This window comes from Crocosphaera sp. UHCC 0190, assembly GCF_034932065.1.
Classification (GTDB): Bacteria; Cyanobacteriota; Cyanobacteriia; order Cyanobacteriales; family Microcystaceae; genus UHCC-0190.
This window is the reverse complement of the sequence record NZ_JAYGHP010000010.1, coordinates 148558-170104: the sequence shown is the minus strand read 5'-3', so window position 1 is coordinate 170104 and position 21547 is coordinate 148558. Positions and strand designations below refer to the sequence as shown.

The following is a 21547-nucleotide window of genomic DNA, read 5'->3' as shown; positions in this document are numbered from 1 at the left end:
GGTTATCTGTTTTATGCAAAAAAGTTAAGTTATATATTGACTCCGCAACGGTTCGGTTTATTTGTTGGTCGCCATTCATCCCCAACTTTTTGAGAAGATGGGGTATTCTGGCGACATTGGGATAAAAAAGATACTATACTTATCTAAATCTTGGCAATATCTATAATCACGGATATGGGAAAGTTTAATTAGCTTTTCGTTCCGCTATTCTCAGCTTTGCAGAACGAGAACGGGGATTTTTAGCCTGTTCTTCTGGTTGGGAAATTAGAGGCTTTTTAGTAATAATAATTAACTCAGGAGAGTCCCGAAAGGCATATTTAACGATACGATCTTCAAGACTATGGAAACTAATAATGGCAATATGTCCTCCTGGTTGTAACCAATGGGGGGCTTTTTGCAGAAATTTCTCTAAAGATGATAATTCATCAAGTTCTGTGGTGGTGTTAAAAGGGCGTTTTTGCACAAGATGACGGGCCAGAGGACGCGCTCGCCTTTCTTCCCCATAGCGATAAAAAAGATCGGCCAGGTCTTTTTCTGACCAATAATTAATAATATCTTGCGCGGTAAGGGACTGTTGACGATCCATTCGCATATCTAGGGGAGCTTCATGGCGAAAACTAAAGCCCCTCTCTGGTACATCAAATTGAGGGGAACTGACCCCTAGATCCGCAATAATTCCCGAAAATTCTGCTTCTTGTCCTGAATAGTCCGCAAAATTTCCCTGCCAAAATCTTAATCTATCTTCCCCGAAGTGAGAGAGAGTCTCTTGGGTAGCGGCGATCGCCTCTTGATCTCGATCAATTGCGGTTACTCTGACATCAGGAAACCCTTCCAAGATTAAGCCGGTATGGCCGCCACGGCCAAGGGTAGCATCTAAATAATGACCACCTGGACAAATTTGTAAGCCAGAAATCAGTTCTTGAGACAAGACGGGAATATGGAGGAAAGGGGAGGTTATAGACTCAACCTTGCTTGTATTATTCATAGGAAAGAACCAGACTAGGATCAACCGGCCAAATACCAATATTCCGGTCTAAATTTTTTCTGGGGATCATAAGGAACTTATAATGCTTAAAATAATTCAAAAAAAAAGAAACCCAGGCGGGGATTTAGTTATTATTATATACTTGGCGGCTCAACGCATGGTGTTTATTCACTGTTCCCTCTTAAATTTGAACAGAACTTTGACTCGTTCTCTAATGTCTAGTTTACTAGCAATTCTCGGTATTCTTCATGGCTGTAATTTTGTTCCCATATTTTCCCCAAGAACTTCGCCGCCAGAGACAAACTTTAGTGATGAAGATATTACCAATTATGCCCAAACGGTGCTGAAGATAGAATTTCAGCGTCAAACCGCTTATCAGAAGATTGAGGAAATTATCGGTAATCCCCCACCGGAAATTGCTTGTGATCGACCACAGACTCTCAAACCGCTACCAACAGATGCCCAAAAAGTTGCGGTTGAATTTTGTAATCAATCCAAAAAGATTGCCCAAGAGAGCGGACTCACTTCAAATCAATTTAATACTATTACGGAAAGCGCGCAAAAAGACGAAACCCTGAAAAAACGCATTCAAAATGCTATGATCCGTATAAGACAGCCCCAGTAAAGAATCAGTAGAAAATGTTAAAAAAATGTGATTGAAAAGTCAAACTATATGAACCTATCCTGAGAATTGTAATTAATTGTAATTTATCAGTCTCTAAGTGTTGAAAATCAAGGCATATTAGAATAGAAGACTGTCTTCCCTTGTCTCTGGCCACCCAGTCCCCCATCTTAGCTCAATGCTTACCCTCCAACACTTTCTTCAACCGGTCCCTCTATGTCACCTGCCTGTGACTGTCCATCAGCTAATTAGCCAATTTCAATCAAGTCAGTATGATAGCGTTGTTTTGGTTAATGAGTATGAGATTCCATTGGGAATCATTTCCAGTCGTCAATTAATGCTGACTCTGATCGAACAGCCTCTGATCACACCCGATCAACTCGATATCAGGTCTTGGAAATGGAGTCAATCTCCAGCTTCCTTTGCGCCTTGGGATTGGCAGACTTGTTTAAGTCCACTGGTGCTGATTCCCTCTCATCTAGGTTTAGCTGAGTTTTTGCCCTACATACAAGACGAGGCAAGAACAGACCCCTCCCAAACTATCTATGGTCTGATCGATGAACGGGGTAGATTTTTAGGGTTGCTCGACAGTTGGCGCATTTTAAAAACTCTCCTCGCTCAAAAAAACACTGTAGGGTCAGAGTCGTTTTCAGTTAACTCGGCCAAGCAACTCCTAACAGAATTATTAGAAGAATTGCCCCTTCCGGTGATGTTACAGACAGAACAGGGCGATATTATTCAACAAAACCGGACTTGGCGGGAACAAATTGGGGAATTTATTCCCCCAGATGATGCTAGTGCCTGCCCTCTCCCCGCTGAACAAATGTTACCGTTACACACCCAGACTTCAAGGGTTAATCGATCTCCGGCTCACGGACAATTTTACTCGGAATGGGTCGCTCAAAATTCTGCCGCAGTGACAGATATTTCCCGTTCTCAATGGTTAAAGTCGCTTCCCTATGGTGTTACGGAATTAGAACCCTCTCCTTACGGAGACGAAATCTATCCCTCCTTTTCCCCAGATTTTAATACTATCCAACCCCAACCCGTTTCTTGTAAAGAACGGGTTTGGCAATTTGTGAAGTGTCCTCTGACCACAGACAAATTCTCGGCGACGATCTCCATTGTGGTTGCTACGGATGTTACATCACAACAACAATTATGTCAGGAATTAGCCGCCAAAAATGCTGATTTAGTGCAACTAAATCGCATGAAAGATGAATTCCTCGCTTGTATCAGTCATGAACTCAAATCCCCCTTAACGGCGGTTGTTGGGTTATCCAGTCTCCTCCAAGAGCAAAAAGTTGGCGAACTCAATGCGCGTCAAGTTCATTATGCAGAATTAATTTATCGCAGTGGTCGTCAACTGATGACCTTAGTCAATGATTTACTGGATTTAACTCGCTTGGAAACGGGGCAACTTCAATTATCATTTGTGCCGTTGACCATTAAAAATCTTTGTGAACGCGCTTATTATTCAATTCAGGAAAAATATCAAGCAAAAACTGACTCTCCTTTGTCTTTCAGTTTGGAAATAGAACCTGGTTTAAATTTACTGATAGCGGATGAATTACGAATCCATCAAATGTTGGTTCATCTGTTGGATAATGCCAGGAAATTTACCCAAGTTGGGGGAAAATTTGGACTGAAAGTCAATCGCTGGGAAAATTGGATCGCCTTTACAGTTTGGGATACGGGAATTGGTATTCCTGAAGAGTGTCAACATCTGATTTTTCAGAAATTTCAACAATTAGAAAATCCCCTGACTCGACAGTTTGAAGGAACGGGACTAGGTTTGGTTTTAACCCAAAGATTGGCCCGGGCCCACGGTGGAGAAGTTTCTTTTGTCTCTAAAGCGGGCCAAGGTAGTGAATTTACTTTGTTATTACCTCCGTCTCCTGGAAAACCAGAAATCAAACCGAATACACAATCTTGTAATCCCTTAGTATTAATTGTTGAAGCGATTCCCCAGGCGATCGAAGATTTACTAGGTAAGTTGACTCAATTAGGCTATCGTGTGGTGATTGCTCGCACGGGGACGGAAGCGGTGGAAAAAGCCCGACAATTGCGGCCTTATGCGGTTTTTCTCAATCCCTTATTGCCCTTATTATCAGGATGGGATGTGTTAACCTTACTGAAATCCGATCCTCAAACTAAAGAGATTCGCATTTTTGTAACGGCTACCCCAGAAAATCAGTCTTTAAAGGAACATAACTACGCGGATGGTTTCTTCCCTGTTGCTGCTGATTTACTAGCCTTACAGAAGATTTTAGAGAATGTACAGCCGACACATATCCCCCAGACTCGCGCTCTAACGATTTTGCGTCTGAACCCTAATTTTCCTCAAGGGAAAGAACAGGGAATGTCCTTGGGATCGCGGTTAGAGTGGACATTGATTGCTCAATTATCTCAGTTTAATCATCGCATTTTGGAAGCGGATGATCTCGAACAGGCAGAAATGTTGACCAATGTCTGGGATATCGATGTGCTGGTGTTGGATGGACAATTTCTTGAAAATCCGAGCCGTTATTTACAGTCCCTATCTCAACAACCTGAATTATCAGCACTACCTTTGGTGATTTTAGATGTCACCACCACAGAAGCGGCAAACCAAATTGACAATTTATCGGTCTTTCCTTGTTTAATTCCTGATAATAAACATCAAATTCAACAACTGTGGGAAGTGATTTCATTTGCTGCCCAAAGCCAAGTTTAATTTTCTGTTAGTTTACTAGCAGGATAATAAACCCATTGTCTATCATCTGGATTAAGTTCGGCCCTTACAATTTTTAAGGACGCGAGATCTTTTAGGCAATGTTGTATCATCGAAACGGGGCGATTTAAGCGATCGCTCAATCCTTTAACAGTGATGCCATGAGGGTGAGTTAAAATGAGTTCTAGAATGCGATCGCTTGTGGTTGGCCCTGGTTTGGGGGCAATAATAGTAAATGGCAAGGTGGAAAGGTTTATATCTGTTTAAATGAGATCATATTTGATGACTTGATGATTTTGTCAATTGTTCCAAACTCTCATATCTGCTTTGACAAGAAGTCTAGATTTCATTAAATGATCAAGAAAAAAAAGAAACTTACTCATTAATCATGAGAAGTTTCACATCCAACTTATAGGTGACAATTATTTAGTTTTGCTTCTTTCTTTTGATGAGCAAAGACAAACCACCAACTGTCAAGAGTCCAAGTAAGGTGCTAGGTTCAGGAACAGAGGTGATAGTAATTCTGAACACAGGAGAAGGAAGGTTAGTCGGACTGGTAAACCCTAATTGTTCTAAATTACCACCAGCAGTAAATCCGGGATGAACCGTAACGACACCACCTTCAGTAGTTCCTGCACCCGCAATACCACTTTGACCAGGAATTGCTGCATTAGGACTGATTTCGTCATTAACTTCTGTCCCTGCGTCCCAAATTTCAAAGGCTGGAACATCAATTATTTGAGAGATAAATTTCCCATTGATGTCAAAAATTTGATACTCTGTTTGGTCATCATTGCCGATAAATGCGTCATTACTGGGGACAAACATCGAAGCAAAATTAAAGTAGCGTCCAAGACTTGGATTAACTTCAAAAATCCCCGAAACAGTCACTCCTGCGGTAATAGGCCCTGTTCCGACACTTCCTGCGACAAAACCACTACTAATTGCATCAGCATTCAAGAATGAGCCATTTCCATCTTCAGCTATTCTTTCAATTCCCAGAGAAGCAGCTTCACCTAAATTAAAATTGTCAAAGCTACCATCATGAAAAATGCTACTAACAGGACTAAAAACACTGTTATTCGTGAGGTTAGTGACAGTGACTTGAATCCTTGCTGCTTTGGAGGGTAAAGTCAGAGAAAACAAGGAACTGAGTGCAACTAAACTGCCTATGATAATTTTATTCATCTTCTGATTATTTTGGTAAAAGCGGTTAACGACGAGATTCATTGACCCACAAGTATCTGAGAATTATCTGAGAATTTCATTAAGGGAAAATTTGTTATTGATTTTTTTAATTTATTCTTTACAATTAAGATAAAATTGCTTTATTTTAGGCTAATTATGTTTGTTTCCTTGCTTTCCAAATAAAAATCCAATCACTTTTAATCATGAATATCCTAGACATAATCAAAAAAGACTACCAAACATTTCCCCAGAACCAAACTTACTCAATTTATGCCGAAAATGTTTACTTTAAAGATCCCATGACTGAATTTACGGGAATTAAACGCTATCAAACTATGATTCAATTTATGTCAACTTGGTTCAAAAATATTGATTTAGAATTACACAATATTTATCAATCTGATAACATAATTCATACAAAATGGACACTCCACTGGACAACCCCCCTCCCCTGGAAACCCTCTATTTCTATCCCAGGAAGCAGCGAATTAAGCATTAATGACCAAAACCTCATTACCTCTCACATTGACTACTGGAATTGTTCCAAGTGGGACGTGGTGAAACAACATTTTTTCCCAAATCCTTCATAATAAAAATAAGTAATGTAAATTTTTCTGAAAAAATCATGCGTGTAATCCTCATGACTGGTAAAGGAGGGGTTGGTAAAACCTCCGTCGCTGCGGCCACTGGCCTGAGATGTGCGGAATTAGGATATAAAACCTTAGTCTTAAGTACCGACCCGGCCCATTCCCTTGCCGATAGCTTTGATCTAGAATTAGGCCATGATCCTCGTTTACTGCGTCCTAACCTTTGGGGGGCAGAATTAGACGCATTGATGGAATTAGAGGGGAATTGGGGGGCAGTTAAACGCTATATAACCCAGGTATTGCAAGCAAGAGGGTTAGATGGGGTGCAAGCGGAAGAATTAGCTATTTTACCAGGAATGGATGAAATTTTTGGCTTGGTTCGCATGAAACGCCACTATGATGAGGGAGAATACGACGTTTTAATTATAGATTCTGCCCCCACCGGAACTGCTTTACGTTTGCTTAGTCTCCCTGAAGTGGGGGGCTGGTATATGAGAAGATTTTATAAACCGTTACAAGGGATGTCCGTTGCGTTGCGTCCCTTGGTAGAACCTTTGTTCCGACCGATCGCCGGATTTTCTTTACCAGATAAGGAGGTAATGGACGCACCCTATGAATTTTACGAGCAAATTGAAGCATTAGAGAAGGTTTTGACGGATAATAAGCAAACTTCCGTCCGTTTAGTCACTAATCCCGAAAAAATGGTGATTAAAGAATCTTTACGGGCCCATGCTTATTTAAGTTTGTACAATGTTTCTACAGATTTAGTAATCGCTAATCGTATTATTCCTGACACTGTGACTGATCCTTTCTTTAAAAAATGGAAAGAAAATCAACAGATTTATAAGCAGGAAATTTATGATGATTTTCATCCTTTACCGGTTAAAGAAGTGCCATTATTTTCAGAAGAATTATGTGGCATGGCAGCTTTAGAAAGACTGAAAGATACTCTCTACAAAGATGAAGATCCTGCGAAGGTTTATCATGAAGAAAACACAATTAGAATTGTTCAAAAAGATCAGGAATATAGCTTAGAGTTGTATTTACCAGGAATTCCAAAAGAACAAGTTCAACTCAATAAAACTGGAGACGAATTAAACATCAGAATTGGTAATCATCGCCGTAATTTAGTGTTACCTCAAGCGTTAGCTGCTTTGAAACCTTCAGGGGCAAAAATGGAGGAAGATTACTTAAAAATTCGCTTTAGTAGTGGAGTTGGGGCCAAAGTTTAACAGGACTTACCCTCTCCTGTACTTATGGTGATAAGCGCATCTTATCGAACAAAGGGCGTATGCAATACGCCCCTACAAAAACGGAATTCATCCCACTGTAGGGCGCAATGCTTGCGCCCACAATGGTGTATTATCGGCAATATCGATTAAAAAAGGTTCTAATCCAGTAATCATATTTATCTTCATATTGACAAATAAGTAAGGTGGGCAATGCCCACCCTACAATTAATCAAACCAACCAATATCTTGATTAGTTAATTCTTTCTGTTGACTGGCAGAAGATGGAGCAGTAAATGCTTCTAATTCTCTCGCTTGTCTCGCTAAAGCAGATTCTTGATATACTTTTTTGGGTGCAACAATTTCCTGAGATTTAGGGGCAGGTTTGATCGTTTTTTGTACTTGATTTAGCTCAGCTTGCAAAGTCTCAATGATTTGTTCCTTTTCTGCCAATTGAGCCGCTATTTCGTCTTTTTGTTGCAGTTGAGCGTATAATTTTTCCACTAACTGTTTTTGCTCATTAACTTCAGTTTTATGTTGTTCCACTTGGGTTAATTGCTCTTGAAGATGACTGACTAATTCATCTTGTTGTTTAACAGTAGTTTCTAAAGTATTAATCTCAGTTTGTAAAGTATTAACTCGCTCTTTTTCAGCGTCCAAAGTCGTTGTTAATTCACTCACAAGCTCATCAAGTTGTGCTTTCGTCATACGACTACGACTGCTAGAAGAATTTGCAGAAATATCAACGGTTTCTAAGGTTTCCTGAACCCCTTGAGAAACCAAAGTTTCAAGTTTAGGATTTTGTGTCGCTTCGTTGCGAATTAAATCAGATAATCGTTGTTTTGTCATAATTTATTCCAATCTCGTTGTAATTCTTCTACCACACGGCGATAGTCTGCTTGAGCTTCCTTCGCATTTTTGCCGTGCCATTCTGTAATAGGAACCCCGTCTAAAACAGCCCGTTCATGAGCTTTATATTGACGTACAAAGGCATGACAAGCGGGAATGCCTAACTCTAAAAGGGTATTTTGAGCCTCTAGGGTTTCCTTTAAACTGCGGGAGTCCACCTTAGTTAATAATACCCGATGGGCGATCTTAAAAGGCATCACTGCTGTTCTCACCGTTTCAATCAGTGCCGTTAAATCCATCGCTGCGGGAGGCGTAGGCAAAACCAAGTAATCAGCAGAAGAAATAACCGCCTGTAGAGCTTCTGAACGCAATGCCGGAGGTGTATCAACCACAATTAAATCATAATCTTGTATTTGACGGAGTTTTTCTAACAGTGTTGGGTTAGTTTCTTCCGTTAAATCAAAATTAACCCCCTCTTTATGCCGTTGCGTCCACCAAGTCGCCGAAGCTTGGGGATCAGCATCGACAAAGAGAACGTTATGTTTCTCCGCTAAAATAGCCGCAATATTAACAGCAGTCGTCGTTTTCCCCACTCCACCCTTTCCATTGATAATGGCGACAACCGTTGTTGATGATGAATCTGATCTTTTGCTACTGTTCCCCTGACTCATGCTGCCTTCTCAACCCATGAGTGAATTATCCTACTTTATCACTAAACTATCCCTACACCCTACTACCTCATTTGCTATAGCATAGAAAAACGTGAGTGCTACAAATGAGCAACCTGGGAGAGCATCGTGAATAATTATCCCCCAAAACTATTATGGCTAAATAACTCTGGTTTAGGCTGTTTATTAAATTTGATTGTCTTGGGACTATTATTAGGGGCAGTGGGTTTAGGTTGGGTGGTCAACGGGTTTTTAATTCTGTTAGGGATTATTATTGTTACCCCGGCGATCGCCTTTTGGGTATTGCGCTGGTGGGTACAAAGGAACTTAGTGGAAGATCAGTGTCCTGTGTGTAGCTATGAATTTACTGGGTTTAATAACACACAATGCCGTTGTCCGAATTGTGGGGAAACCTTAGAAATACAAGACCGCCATTTTCAGCGCATTACCCCGCCAGGAACCATTGATGTCGAGGTGATCGATGTCTCGGTTAAGCAAATAGGAGATAGTGAATCATCTTAAATTTTCTGCCAACTGTTACATAATTTAAAGTTCTGTCACGATTTTCACAAGTATCTTCTACCTCTGCGGTAAACTAGCCCTTAATCCCGACTGTTTTAAGTAGGAGAACACTCGGTTAAGGAGCCGAAAACTCAATGTCACACAAAGTTAAAATCTACGATACCTGCATTGGTTGTACCCAATGTGTCCGCGCTTGTCCCCTGGATGTTTTAGAAATGGTTCCTTGGGATGGTTGTAAAGCCAGCCAAATTGCTTCTTCCCCTCGCACAGAAGACTGTGTGGGTTGCAAACGCTGCGAAACAGCCTGTCCTACCGATTTCTTAAGCATCCGTGTCTATCTTGGAGCAGAAACCACCCGCAGTATGGGACTGGCCTACTAACAAACATGGAATTAAGCGTGTCATCATTAACACACTTTTAAGTACCTATAAATTCAAGAGCATGAGGGAATCTTTTATTCCCTCTTTTTTTTGTTAGGAAATAGACAATAGAGAGTTCAATTCTGCTCGGTTAAGTCCAAAAACTCTATGAGATACGGAGTGTGGGGGGTGTGGGGGGAAAGAAGTTTATTGTCTTCCCACCCGAACCTATCCCTGTCAACAGTAGAAAAACTTGTTAACCTACGCAGTATTGGGGGTCAACGGCCGTTGACCCCTAGCTATATCAATCAAATAATCAAACCAAAGTTATTAAACATTGGAATAGACACTATTGCGTAAAATAGTGTAACCTTTGATTAATTCCCGAATACCCCGACCTAACGGCCATTCAGGTTCAAATCCAGTTTTGAGAATACGAGCATTAGAAACAATATAATCCCGTTTATCAGGATCTTCTCCAATAGGTGCTTCTAAATACACGAATTTTGGTAAATACTTTTTAATTTCAGCGCACAATTCCAACTTCGATAAATTGGCATCCTCTAACCCCACATTATAGGGTTTACCTTTCATGGTTTCAAAATTTTCAATCCCATGAACAAAGGCTTTCGCCACATCCCGAATATGGATATAATTGCGTTTAAAATGCCCTTCAAAAATGACAACTGCCCGATCATAAAAGGCACGGTAAACAAAATCATTCACCAATAAATCTACCCTCATCCGAGGGGACATCCCAAAGACAGTAGCGAGTCGGAAAGTGATACTATTTTCCCGATCTAAAACCGCCTTTTCTGCGTCAACTTTCGTCGTACCATAGAGAGAAATAGGACGTAAAGGAGACTCCTCGGTGCAGAATTTACCCGCTTCCCCAATACCATAACCACTATTGGTAACAGGCATTAAAATTCGTTGTTCTGGACTAGCCAAATCACAAATCATTTTAACCGCTTCATAATTAATGGTTTTGGTCCCAATTTCATCCCGACTACAAAGGGGCGCACCCACTAACGCGGCCAAGGGGATAATAATATCAGCATCTTTGAGTAATTCTTTAATCAAAGACTCCTTACGACAGTCACCCCGTACCACATTAAACGTATCGTAATGACAACAATCAGCCAAACTATTTTGACCAAAGATAAAACTATCTAAAACCGTTACTTCGTGGCCCTTAGCCAATAAGGTTGGGGTTAAAATTGAGCCAATATAGCCGGCCCCGCCTGTGATTAAAATTTTCATAGATGAGTCTGTAATCCTATGTCTGAACCTTCTTGAACTGCTGTGAGATAATGATGAATCGTTTCATCTGTATTACCAGCAAATCGAATTTTACCGCGATCTAGCCAAATTGCGCGATCGCAAGATTGTTGAATAAACTCTAATCCGTGGGAAACCACCAAAATAGTTGTATTGTTGCCCCAAAGTTTATCCATCCGTTTTTGGCATTTATTTTTAAAACTCTCATCCCCGACGGATAAGACTTCATCAAGAATTAAAATATCCGGTTTGATATCCGTGGCAATGGCAAACCCTAAACGGGCTGTCATCCCTGACGAGAGGGCTTTGACGGGGGATAATTCATAGTCAGTCAAATCCGCAAAGTCCAAAATTGAAGCAACACGGGCCTTCATTTCTTGACGAGAAAAACCTAACATCACCCCATAGAGAATAATATTATCTATGACCGATAATTCTCCGTCAAATCCTGCCCCTAACTCAATCAGTGGGGCAATTTCCCCTTTGACGCGAATTTGTCCCGATGAGGGTTGCAAAATTCCCGTAATGACTTTAAGCAAGGTGGATTTTCCCGAACCATTGGAGCCAATAATCCCGATTTTTTCACCGCAGTTGACCGTTAAATCAATCTTGTCAAGAATTAATTTTTTGGATGGTTGGCGGTACTTTCCCTCCAGCATGGATAAGACAGTTTTCTTCAAATCATAAGAAAACTCTTCTTGGGTTCTACGCCACAGAGAAACTTGATCCAGTCTAATTACTTCTATCATTTAACCTATTAAAGCAAATCCATAAAATTCTTTTCCCAGGCTCGAAAGCAAATCCAACCTAACCCCAAGAGAATAACCCCATTTAACAATGAATGTCCGATTAAAGAAAGCTCAGGTAAAGTACCTTTGAGAGAAATCTGGCGAATACTGTCAATAATAGGGATGAGTGGGTTAAGGAGTAAAAAGGGTTGCACCGCTTTGGGAACAATTTCAGACGGATAAAAAACGGGTGAGCTAATCCACAGAACAAAACAAACTAATTCGTAAAAATAGGGCAAATCTCGAAAGAAAACATACAAAGCACTGACTAAAAACCCGACTCCGGTACAAACCAGACTGAGAGCAATAATAGGAAAAATTAAGGCGATGACATTCAGGGGATTTTTAGAAATAAATAAGGTGACAATTGCTAATAAAGGTAAAGGCCCCATGACAAATTGAAAGACATTAGCCACAACCATAGAGACAGGAAAAATGGTCATAGGAAGGCGAACTTTATTAAGGAGTGAGCCATTCCCTACCACACTGGACAAGGCTTGAGTCGTAGCAGATGAGAAAAAATTGATAACAATTAGCCCCGTAAATGCCGCTAAAATATAGTTTAGGGTTGAATTATTAAAATAACTGGCAAAAGTTGCGCCAAAAATCGCCGTGTAGAGGCCTGTCATAATCAGGGGATTGAGCAATGACCAATAAACCCCTAAAAACGAGCCTCGATAACGTCCTTTTAAATTTCGTTCTACTAAAATGTGTAGTAGCTCTAGATATCGCCTCATCGACGATCCCTGGAGGCTTGCTTTTAGTGATAAGGTCATAATAGAGATTGATTAATGACAGGTCAGGATTTAAAGGCGTATTGTATTAAATGTCAGGTACATTTGTCGAGTTGTTCCCTCATGGTACGATAAAACTTTCTTCTTCACCCAACCCCCAAAGAGGGATAAGATGAGGCCAGATTCCGCTACACTTAGGAATGATTCATTAGCATATTAGTGTAATTGGGAATGGAAATCGGGCAGAAAGTTCAAGTAATTCGTCTTAGAGATCGTGTCTCCGGTGAAGTCGTCAATAAGCTTGGCAAACAAGGCATCATCAAAGACTTTAAAATGACAGATGGTAGCGGCATTGGTGCCGTGGTTGAGTTTGCCGATAAAACCGCCACTTGGTTTTTTGGGGATGAACTCAAACCCGTTGAATAATCACGAGAACCCTTATTAATTCTCATGGCTTTGATTTTGACCTTTTTAGGAAAAGGCGGTAGCGGTTGCTCTACAGTGGCGATCGCTACAGCTAAAAAGTTAGCATTAGCTGGCTCTCGCGTTCTGCTTGTTTCTCAAGATTTGACTCCGGTATTAACTACCTTACTCGGTACGCCAGTAAACTCCTCCCCTACGGAAGTGGCCAGCAATCTTCAGGTGGTTAGCTTACAATCCGCTCAACTCCTATCACAAGGTTGGGAAGATGTCAAGGATCTAGAGGCGAAATATTTGCGATCGCCGACTCTCAAAAATGTCTACGGGCAAGAATTGGGGATCTTACCAGGGATGGATGGGGCCTTAGCCCTTAATTCCCTGCGAGAATACGACAAAAGCGGCAAATATGATGTCATCATCTATGACGGCGATAGTGCCTTAAATACCCTGCGAATGTTTGGCATTCCAGAGATTTTCAGTTGGTATGTACGGCGGTTTCGTCAGATATTTACCGAGTCAGATGTGGGTAAAGCTTTATCTCCTTTTGTCCAACCCATTACCAGTGCCATTTTAAATGTGTCTTGGAGTGCGGATGATTTAGCCAATACCCAGGCTAATGATATCCTAGAGGCCGGAAAGGCTGCTTTGGGGGATGGCCAGCGCGTCGCCGCTTATTTAGTGACCACAGAAGATGAACTGGCGATCGCATCAGCTAAATATTTTTGGGGAGGGGCCCAACAAGTGGGCTTAACAGTGAAGGGCGTTATCCTCAACCAAGAGCAAGGAAACAACCCCTTAGCCGCAGAATTTGACCCCTTAAAGGTGTCTAACCTACCCCAAAGGTCAGGTGATAACTGGCAACCTTTAATGGATGCCCTACCGGACTTTTTCGGGGAATCTCAAGTCCCTAAACCTGTGACCATTGATCTTGCAGCCCGTCAAGTTAAGGTGTTTTTACCTGGATTTGCCAAAAACCAAGTCAAGTTAACCCAATATGGCCCAGAATTAACCATTGAAGCGGGAGATCAGCGGCGCAATATTGAGTTACCCTCTCCTCTCGCGGGACAGTCGGTAAAAGGGGCAAAGTTCCAAAATCATTATCTAATTGTTTCTCTGTGAAGTGTTCTCTAGGGGCATCATTGCCCCTAATATTATTATTACAATTAATCGTTTATGTCTGACTCTTCTACCACTAATGGGACCGAAAAAAGCGGAAAAACCCGCCAATTATTAGGCATGAAGGGGGCCACCTCTGGGGAAACCTCTATCTGGAAGTTAAGGTTACAGTTAATGAAGCCTATCACCTGGATACCCTTAATTTGGGGTGTTGTCTGTGGTGCAGCTTCTTCGGGGGGCTATAGCTGGACACCAGAAGATTTTCTGAGGGCTGCGGCTTGTATGTTATTGTCAGGCCCTTTGATGGCCGGATATACCCAAACCCTCAATGATTTTTATGACCGGGAAATTGATGCCATTAATGAACCCTATCGCCCCATTCCGTCGGGTGCTATTTCGGTGCCGCAGGTTGTCACACAAATTTTCGTGTTATTAGGGGCAGGGTTAGCCTTAGGCTATGGATTAGATGTTTGGGCGGGCCATGACTTCCCGATTATGCTTTGTTTGACCCTAGGGGGCGCATTTTTGGCCTATATTTATTCTGCTCCTCCCCTCAAGTTAAAGCAAAATGGTTGGTTAGGAAATTATGCTCTCGGTGCGAGTTATATCGCCTTACCTTGGTGGGCTGGCCATGCTTTATTTGGTGAGTTAAATTGGACAATAATTGTCTTAACTCTGTTTTATAGTTTGGCTGGTTTGGGTATTGCAGTGGTTAATGATTTTAAGAGTGTGGAAGGGGACAGTCAATTAGGCTTAAAATCTTTACCTGTGATGTTTGGAGTTAACACAGCAGCTTGGATTTGTGTGATTATGATTGATGTGTTTCAAGCCGGAATTGGAGCTTATTTAATTTATATTCATCAGAATCTTTATGCGGCAATTTTGCTGTTGTTGGTGATTCCTCAAATTACCTTTCAAGATATGTATTTTTTGCGTAACCCCTTAGAAAATGATGTTAAATATCAAGCCAGCGCACAACCTTTCTTGGTCTTAGGTATGTTAGTCGCAGGTTTAGCTTTGGGACACGCAGGAGTGTAACGAAGTCAGAAGTCAGAAGTCAGATCTAAAATCTATCATTAATAAAGAGTTTAAAATCGGTTCTCGTTTAATTATAACAATTGACCGAACACAATGGAAGGACAAAAATGTTTTTGTCGTAGCTGTCATTTGGAAGAAGCGAGCTTTACCTATTTATTGGCATCTTTTAGACAAAATATCTTGCTCGTCTAACTGAAAAATCAAGACGCGATAGAAGACACAGTAATTTTTGGATAGGACTTTATGGCAGCCTCTGGATTAATGCCTGGGATTTTTGCTCGGATTTTGTAAACATTATGATCATGAATAATCCCCAGAAATTAAGCAATTATCAAAGAGGTTTAAATGCCATGTCTTTGATAGAATTTTCTGCTTAATATTCTCTTCTTATTTTAACTTAAATTAACCTTTTTTGAGCTTGATATCTAGTTAAATATTTTTCCCATTTTTGAATTTTTTGCTAAAAAATTCAAGACATATTCAACCCCTTCGTGTTGACTAAAAAATCAACACGAAGGGGCGGCGGCGCACCGCCCCTCCATTCTCAATAATCTGCAAATTTTTGACAATTTTTTTAGGTTTCGCGGTTGGCTAAATCTCAGTCCTCCTCACGGTTTCAACGAGCTTGTCACCCCGTGAGATCAGGTTCTCTTGATATTTTTTTAAAGTTTAATGATGATGTGGGTTTAACACTGTTAAACCCCTACAATAGAATGATTTTTTAAAAGTTAAGTTTATCGAAAAAATGGCTAAACTTTGCCAAACCGTCGTTCCCGTTGTTGATAATCTAATAAAGCTTGATGTAGTTCTTCCCGATTAAAATCCGGCCAAAGAGTTTGGGTAACATAAATTTCCGCATAAGCTAATTGCCATAACAAAAAATTACTCAACCGCATTTCGCCACTGGTACGAATTAATAAATCAGGATGAGGAATACCTGTGGTGTATAAATACTTCTCAAATAAAGCCTCATTAATGTCTTCCAGATTAATCAACCCTTGTTTAACTTGATCGGCGATCGCCCGACAACTCTGGACAATTTCTTGACGGCCCCCGTAATTAGTCGCCACAGAAAATTGAATTCCCGTATTATTTTCCGTATCCTTCATCGAACGGTCAATTTCCGCCTGTAAAGAAGATGGTAAAGCCGCCAAATTACCCACAAAACGGATTCTGACATTTTCTGCCATCATCTCCTGTAATTCACGGCGTAACACCCGTTCAAACAGGGTCATCAAAAATTCCACTTCTTCTAGGGGTCGCCCCCAATTTTCCGTGGAAAAGGCATAAGCAGTCAGGGCCGGAATACCCCAATCTCGACAACAGCGCAGTAAATCTTTAAGGGTATCCACACCCCGTTGATGGCCCATAATGCGGGGCAGGCCACGATGCTTGGCCCACCGTCCATTGCCATCCATAATGACAGCAATATGTTTTGGTAGGCGAGTTGAATCGAGATCAATGGGTAAATCGTTTAACACAATAGGCTGTTTAACAGTCATTTCTTCTCTTCTGGTGAGTTAGATGACGAGATATGAAAGATAGATTCCCAAAAGCGTCTTCCCTGTAAGCCAAAGGTACGGCTGAGAAGACCCCAACCAGGGGCAACGGATTCTCGCTCAACCAGTAAGGAAAATCGTTGATCCAGTAGCTCTTTTAGTTTACTGCTAGTTAGGGGACGATCCAAGATACCCCCTTCCGCTAAGGAAATGGAACCCGTTTCCTCAGAAACGACAACACAAAGGCAATGATCTACCCTTTCCGTAATGCCCATGGCGGCCCGATGTCGCGTCCCTAATTGACGGGAAGCGGTTTTATCCGATAGGGGTAAAATCACTCCTGCCGAAACAATACGAGATCCCCGCATAAATACTGCCCCATCATGGAGTAGGGTTTTCGGTTGAAAAATCGTTTGTAAGAGTTCCTTAGAAATTTCGCCATTAACCGTTACCCCAGGATTCACAAATACCCTTGTATCTATCGAAGCCGAGGTTTCAATCACGATTAAGGCCCCAGTGCGGTTTTGAGAAAGTTCTCGAATCGCTTCCACCAGTTCATCTACCACACTATCGGGTTTAGCTGTTGGTCGCCGTCGTTTAAATAATTGCATAAGTTGTCCCCGTCCCAACAATTCCAAAAAGCGTCGAAACTCTCCTTGAAAAATGACGGCCATGGCCACGGCGGCCCCTAAAACTAATTTTTCCAGAACGAACTTCAGCAGTGTCAATTGGAGCTTTTCGCTGATTACTGCTGCGAGCATTAGAATAATTAGCCCCCGAACCATCCACAAGGTACGACGCTCCCCAATGGCGAGAAGCATCAAATAGGTCAATAACAACACTAACCCAATATCAAGGCCGTTATGAATTAGCCCAGGGGGTATCCAGTGATGGTCAGGAGGCTCACCCGACATGATGGAGGATGGCAAGATGAATGATGAATCAGAACAAGGACAATAATAGAATAGGAACTCAGTTAGGCTAGAAGCCTTTGGGGTAAACAATCTTGTCGAATTAGATCCTCATAGGTTTCCCTCTGTAGGATCAGGTTAGCTTCTCCGTCATGAACTAAAACGGCAGCCGGCCGCGACAAACGATTGTAATTAGAAGCCATACTATAGTTGTAGGCTCCTGTCCCCATTACTACCAGGATATCCCCTGGGTGAGTTTGAGGCAACTGAGCATCTTTAATTAAAATATCTCCAGATTCACAATGTTTGCCGGCCACTGTGACAGTTTCTGTGATGGGGACTGACATTCGATTGGCAATAACGACACGATAAAGGGATTGATAGGTGATAGGCCGGGGATTATCGGACATTCCTCCATCCACTGCAATATAGGTACGCAGTTGGGGAATTTCTTTGCGACTGCCTACGGTGTAAGCGGTAACACAAGCGGGACCAACTAGCGATCGCCCTGGTTCAGCAATTAGTTTCGGTAGGGCAATTTTCTGCCCTTCACAGGCTTTCATGACGGCTTCACTGACGGCTTTGACCCATTCTTCGATACTGGGGGGATCATCGGCTTCTGTGTAGCATATTCCTAAGCCTCCGCCAATGTTTAATTCTGTTAAGGGCAACCCGTAATCTTGTGCTTTTTTCAGCCATTCCACCATCACACCTGCTAAGTCTTGATGGGGTTGACGTTCAAAGATTTGGGAACCAATATGGGCGTGTAATCCTCGACAATTAAGACAAGGGTATTGGGCAACATAGGTGAATACGGCTTCAATTTGATTGGGATCAAAGCCAAATTTACTGTCAAGGTGTCCGGTACGGATGTATTCGTGGGTATGACATTCAATACCTGGAGTGAGCCGCAACAAAATGGGAATGGTGACGTTTGGGGTGGCATTGCCTAATTTGACTAGGGTTTCTAGTTCTAGCCAATTATCCACAATAATTGTGCAACCGATGGCAATGGCTAATTGTAATTCTTCTAGGGATTTATTATTACCATGAAAGTAAATTGTTTGAGCAATTTGTTGAGGAGAATAACCCATTTTTTCTAAGGCTTTTTGGGTGGTATACAGTTCTCCTCCTGACACGACATCAAAGCCTAATCCTTCACTGGCAATGACACTAACGACGGCGAGACTACTCCAAGCTTTTGAGGCATAAATGACTTGAGATTCTCCTTGATAGTAGGTTTTAAAACTGTCTCGATACTGTTCACAAGCAGTTCTTAGGGTGACTTCATCCAGAATATACAAAGGTGAGCCAAATTGTTCTACTAGGGTTTTGAGATCACAGCCTCCAATTTCTAACAGATCCTTATCTTTGATCTTGGCTGTTAGGGGAAGTAAAGACTGGTTAGGCGATCGCCTCGGAGATTCTGTCGCGCTTTTCTCCAAATAATCTTGTCCCGAATGGGGCGTTCTGATCTCTGTAGATATCATAGTTTACCCTTGGTCTTAGGTGATGAGACGGTTAAGTATTTGGGGAGACTTTGAGGACAATGGATCACTCACACTCAATGATGCTTGAAAGACTCATCAAGTCACAGCCGTCTAATCATGGGTTAGGACATCGGTAAAAGTTGAAACCTTTGTGGAGTCATCTTTTGCCTTTTGCCTTTCCCGTAGCTGTATACTCCCTTTACCAGTCTACATCTAACTTTCTGAAACATTGTCATCTATTGCCTAGATTTCCACGGCTTAACAAAATTTTCCACTTTTTTCTGCTTCAATCCATTGTCTAATGACGTTAGATTTGGGGATTTCTTGGGCAACCTAAAGTTGTAGTCAAAATCTTGGTCAACTGGGTAAGTCAGAGAAAACTTGGTTTTTATGGAACCAGGATCATGATCTTGAGCCTACGTTAATAACGCCCAAACCCTATGAAGTCTGCGCTCTTAGAGGAGAAACCCCATGAATAATACCCCTGATACTTCTACATCGATTTCCCCAACCCCCCATGATGCTACTAAAGATGTCCCTTGGTGGAATCGTAATGTGATTGGTGAAGATAGTCTGGTTGATGAGCTATTTGGCAAATTGAGTAAGCCAGAAGTGTCTGAGAGTGCTAAGTTTCTTCATAATCGGGAAATGACGGATGTGCTGGTTTTTGCCAAAACGGCCCAAGCGATCGACAATGAGAAATTTGGTAAAGAAGAATTTCTGATCTTTGTCAAAATGAAATATTTGCTTGGACGAGATCTGAACGAGTATGCTGGACTTTATCGTAGTTTACAACTCCTGAAAGTGGCCATTGAAGCCAAAGATAGTTTCATTTCTATTGACCAAACTGAATTACGCTATCGTGGTACTAAACAACAAGAATTTTATCAATTAGTTGAGAACTTATTAAAAGATCACGAAAATAAAGAAGCCTTTCGTCAACAATTACAAGAAAGCCTAGCTGATCTGCTCCCCCAAGTTAAAACAGAAGAAGGAAAAACTGCTTTACAATCTTACGCCAAACACCTGGATAAATTATCAGAAAGTGAACTGGGATTACAATTGCTTTCTCTCTTCAAAACCTATCAACTAGCTGACTATTCTATTTTGCGGATCATTTCGGAAATGATTCAAAATTTGGGCAAAAGTGATTTACAGGATTTTAAGAGTTTAATGGCTTTGGTGGTAGTTAATTATAGTGTTTTTGAAAAACTAAGACAGATTATTGGGCTGGCTGAGCGACAAAGTAACCCAGAAACTTATACGTTGATGATTCAATTTATTGCTCTTTCTAACAGACACGCGATTTCTTATCTCAAGTTTGATGAGTTGATCAAGGTGATGCGGAAATGGTTTAAGCCTTATCATGCCATCATCAGTATTCGTCTAGAACATCCTCCCACAGAATATAAACAACCCAAAGAATTCCAGGAACCCATTCCGGGGATTGAAATTTATGAAAAGTATCAAAAATGGCTTACCGACAAGAAAACAGGAATGTCTTATATTGATTTTGGTGACGAGAATTAAATAATCGTTTAACTTGACATCTATCAAAATTATCTAGGATAATAAGGGATTGTGTGTCTAATTCCTGCTCGGATCAGGTATGGCATCGATAAAAAGCAGTCTGTGATCGTTAAATCTTTCCCTTTCTGCTACCTGTACGGCAACTGACCAAGGATAAATTTATGAGTTACGCAATTATTGAAGCGGGTGGTACACAACTCCGCGTTGAAACAGGGCGTTTTTATGACCTTAATCGTCTCTTCTCTGATGAGGGCGATTCTTATACCATTGATAAAGTGCTGTTGATTAACAATGATGATGAAATCACCATAGGACAGCCTTTTATTGAAGGAGCAACCGTTGAAGGAACCATTTTAAGACATCGACGGGGACGTAAAGTGATCGTCTATAAAATGCAACCCAAGAAGAAAACCCGCAAAAAACGGGGACATCGTCAGGAATTAACCCGTCTGATGATTACTTCCATCACCCTTAACGGTTCCGTCATTGCAGAAAGTTCTGTAGATCAATCAGAACCAGTCTTAGTGACAACAGTAACCGATGAGGAAGAATAAATCTACAATAGAAACAATCAACAGGAAATAGATAAGAAGGAATTATGGCTCATAAGAAAGGAACGGGTAGTACCAGAAACGGGCGTGACTCTAGATCTCAGAGACTAGGGGTTAAACGCTATGGTGGCCAAGTTGTTAAAGCTGGCAATATTCTAGTTCGTCAACGGGGAACCAAAGTTCATCCTGGGAATAATGTAGGACGAGGCAATGATGATACCCTGTTTGCTTTGATCGATGGTATCGTCACCTTTGAACATAAAACCAGAAGTCGCAAACAGGTCAGCATTTATCCTGTGGCCGCTGAATAACTTAAGTTAGCCTCTTTGTCGAAGCAATAAGACACCCTAATTAGGGTGTCTTTACGTTTATTAACGGGTGTGACAGGACTCGAACCTGTAACCGACGACTTAGAAGGTCGTTGCTCTATCCTTTGAGCTACACACCCATGTTTCCCATTGTAACCT

Annotated in this window: 23 protein-coding genes and 1 tRNA gene; 12 read left to right on the top strand and 12 right to left on the bottom strand. The window is 41.3% G+C overall.

Annotated elements, in window-relative coordinates:
• Window positions 1–184 precede the first annotated feature (184 nt).
• Complete coding sequence (rsmH, locus tag VB715_RS15315; protein WP_323302089.1) at window positions 185–958, bottom strand: 16S rRNA (cytosine(1402)-N(4))-methyltransferase RsmH; 774 nt, start codon at window positions 956–958, stop codon at window positions 185–187.
• A gap of 109 nt (window positions 959–1067) precedes the next feature.
• Between rsmH and VB715_RS15310 the strand changes: the two genes are divergently transcribed.
• Together VB715_RS15310 and VB715_RS15305 are read left to right on the top strand one after the other, a co-directional pair.
• Window positions 1068–1610: a DUF4168 domain-containing protein gene (locus tag VB715_RS15310; RefSeq protein WP_323302082.1), complete on the top strand. Its 543-nt coding sequence runs from the start codon at window positions 1068–1070 to the stop codon at window positions 1608–1610.
• A 226-nt stretch (window positions 1611–1836) separates the two neighbouring features.
• Window positions 1837–4323, top strand: a complete 2487-nt coding sequence (locus VB715_RS15305) for an ATP-binding protein (RefSeq protein WP_416336941.1) — start codon at window positions 1837–1839, stop codon at window positions 4321–4323.
• Here the strand turns inward: VB715_RS15305 and VB715_RS15300 are convergent.
• Window positions 4320–4562: a helix-turn-helix domain-containing protein gene (locus VB715_RS15300; RefSeq protein ID WP_323302080.1), complete on the bottom strand. Its 243-nt coding sequence runs from the start codon at window positions 4560–4562 to the stop codon at window positions 4320–4322. The two genes, VB715_RS15305 and VB715_RS15300, sit on opposite strands and share 4 nt — an antisense overlap.
• 184 nt (window positions 4563–4746) lie before the next feature.
• Window positions 4747–5550, bottom strand: coding sequence for a PEP-CTERM sorting domain-containing protein (locus VB715_RS15295; RefSeq protein ID WP_323302079.1), 804 nt, complete (start codon window positions 5548–5550; stop codon window positions 4747–4749).
• Window positions 5551–5711: 161 nt separating this feature from the next.
• Here VB715_RS15295 and VB715_RS15290 point away from each other — a divergent pair, with 161 nt between their 5' ends.
• Complete coding sequence (locus VB715_RS15290; protein WP_323302078.1) at window positions 5712–6098, top strand: DUF2358 domain-containing protein; 387 nt, start codon at window positions 5712–5714, stop codon at window positions 6096–6098.
• Between the two features lie 35 nt (window positions 6099–6133).
• Window positions 6134–7327 (top strand): TRC40/GET3/ArsA family transport-energizing ATPase, encoded by a 1194-nt coding sequence (locus tag VB715_RS15285; protein ID WP_323302077.1) that lies wholly within the window; start codon window positions 6134–6136, stop codon window positions 7325–7327.
• Window positions 7328–7552: 225 nt separating this feature from the next.
• Here the strand turns inward: VB715_RS15285 and VB715_RS15280 are convergent, their stop codons facing one another.
• Both VB715_RS15280 and VB715_RS15275 read right to left on the bottom strand, forming a co-directional pair.
• The gene (locus VB715_RS15280; protein WP_323302076.1) at window positions 7553–8173 is read right to left on the bottom strand and encodes a hypothetical protein; all 621 of its coding nucleotides are present in this window, start codon (window positions 8171–8173) and stop codon (window positions 7553–7555) included.
• Window positions 8170–8844: a ParA family protein gene (locus tag VB715_RS15275; protein ID WP_323302075.1), complete on the bottom strand. Its 675-nt coding sequence runs from the start codon at window positions 8842–8844 to the stop codon at window positions 8170–8172. The genes VB715_RS15280 and VB715_RS15275 overlap by 4 nt, the downstream gene beginning before the upstream one ends.
• 126 nt (window positions 8845–8970) lie before the next feature.
• Between VB715_RS15275 and VB715_RS15270 the strand changes: the two genes are divergently transcribed.
• Together VB715_RS15270 and psaC are read left to right on the top strand one after the other, a co-directional pair.
• On the top strand, window positions 8971–9363 hold the full coding sequence (locus VB715_RS15270) for a hypothetical protein (RefSeq protein ID WP_323302074.1): 393 nt from the start codon (window positions 8971–8973) through the stop codon (window positions 9361–9363).
• A gap of 134 nt (window positions 9364–9497) precedes the next feature.
• Window positions 9498–9743 carry a photosystem I iron-sulfur center protein PsaC gene (gene psaC / locus VB715_RS15265; RefSeq protein ID WP_008276077.1) on the top strand — a complete coding sequence of 82 codons (246 nt, stop codon included), beginning with the start codon at window positions 9498–9500 and terminating at the stop codon, window positions 9741–9743.
• Window positions 9744–10052: 309 nt separating this feature from the next.
• On the opposite strand, the gene VB715_RS15260 is transcribed toward psaC, so the two are convergent.
• From VB715_RS15260 to VB715_RS15250, 3 genes are read right to left on the bottom strand one after another with little or no spacing between them, the layout of a single operon-like run.
• Entirely contained in the window at window positions 10053–10985 is a 933-nt protein-coding gene (locus tag VB715_RS15260) for an NAD-dependent epimerase/dehydratase (protein WP_323302073.1), read from the bottom strand.
• Window positions 10982–11752, bottom strand: a complete 771-nt coding sequence (locus VB715_RS15255; RefSeq protein ID WP_323302072.1) for an ABC transporter ATP-binding protein — start codon at window positions 11750–11752, stop codon at window positions 10982–10984. The genes VB715_RS15260 and VB715_RS15255 overlap by 4 nt, the downstream gene beginning before the upstream one ends.
• Before the next feature lie 8 nt (window positions 11753–11760).
• Window positions 11761–12567: an ABC transporter permease gene (locus VB715_RS15250; protein WP_323302071.1), complete on the bottom strand. Its 807-nt coding sequence runs from the start codon at window positions 12565–12567 to the stop codon at window positions 11761–11763.
• 189 nt (window positions 12568–12756) lie between these two features.
• On the opposite strand from VB715_RS15250, the gene VB715_RS15245 reads away from it, so the two are divergent.
• The 3 genes from VB715_RS15245 to chlG are packed head-to-tail and all read left to right on the top strand — an operon-like array spanning window position 12757 to window position 15099.
• Window positions 12757–12951 (top strand): DUF2862 domain-containing protein, encoded by a 195-nt coding sequence (locus tag VB715_RS15245; protein WP_323292820.1) that lies wholly within the window; start codon window positions 12757–12759, stop codon window positions 12949–12951.
• 24 nt (window positions 12952–12975) lie between these two features.
• Window positions 12976–14064, top strand: a complete 1089-nt coding sequence (locus tag VB715_RS15240) for an ArsA family ATPase (RefSeq protein ID WP_323302070.1) — start codon at window positions 12976–12978, stop codon at window positions 14062–14064.
• A 54-nt stretch (window positions 14065–14118) separates the two neighbouring features.
• Window positions 14119–15099 (top strand): chlorophyll synthase ChlG, encoded by a 981-nt coding sequence (gene chlG / locus VB715_RS15235; RefSeq protein WP_323302069.1) that lies wholly within the window; start codon window positions 14119–14121, stop codon window positions 15097–15099.
• A gap of 749 nt (window positions 15100–15848) precedes the next feature.
• Here the strand turns inward: chlG and VB715_RS15230 are convergent.
• The 3 genes from VB715_RS15230 to lysA form a co-directional block, all read right to left on the bottom strand.
• The gene (locus VB715_RS15230) at window positions 15849–16601 is read right to left on the bottom strand and encodes an isoprenyl transferase (protein WP_323302068.1); all 753 of its coding nucleotides are present in this window, start codon (window positions 16599–16601) and stop codon (window positions 15849–15851) included.
• Window positions 16598–17512 carry a diadenylate cyclase CdaA gene (gene cdaA / locus VB715_RS15225; protein WP_323302067.1) on the bottom strand — a complete coding sequence of 305 codons (915 nt, stop codon included), beginning with the start codon at window positions 17510–17512 and terminating at the stop codon, window positions 16598–16600. Before cdaA ends, VB715_RS15230 begins: the two co-directional genes overlap by 4 nt.
• 62 nt (window positions 17513–17574) lie before the next feature.
• A complete protein-coding gene (gene lysA / locus VB715_RS15220) occupies window positions 17575–18999 on the bottom strand; it encodes a diaminopimelate decarboxylase (RefSeq protein WP_323302066.1) in 1425 nt (474 codons plus the stop codon).
• A 471-nt stretch (window positions 19000–19470) separates the two neighbouring features.
• On the opposite strand from lysA, the gene VB715_RS15215 reads away from it, so the two are divergent.
• The 3 genes from VB715_RS15215 to rpmA all read left to right on the top strand — a co-directional run bounded on the left by VB715_RS15215 (window position 19471) and on the right by rpmA (window position 21391).
• Window positions 19471–20529 carry a hypothetical protein gene (locus tag VB715_RS15215; RefSeq protein WP_323302065.1) on the top strand — a complete coding sequence of 353 codons (1059 nt, stop codon included), beginning with the start codon at window positions 19471–19473 and terminating at the stop codon, window positions 20527–20529.
• A gap of 161 nt (window positions 20530–20690) precedes the next feature.
• On the top strand, window positions 20691–21083 hold the full coding sequence (rplU, locus tag VB715_RS15210; RefSeq protein ID WP_323302064.1) for a 50S ribosomal protein L21: 393 nt from the start codon (window positions 20691–20693) through the stop codon (window positions 21081–21083).
• 44 nt (window positions 21084–21127) lie between these two features.
• Complete coding sequence (gene rpmA, locus VB715_RS15205) at window positions 21128–21391, top strand: 50S ribosomal protein L27 (protein WP_323302063.1); 264 nt, start codon at window positions 21128–21130, stop codon at window positions 21389–21391.
• 64 nt (window positions 21392–21455) lie between these two features.
• On the opposite strand, the gene VB715_RS15200 is transcribed toward rpmA, so the two are convergent.
• Window positions 21456–21528: transfer RNA gene (locus tag VB715_RS15200), tRNA-Arg, on the bottom strand.
• Window positions 21529–21547 lie beyond the last annotated feature (19 nt).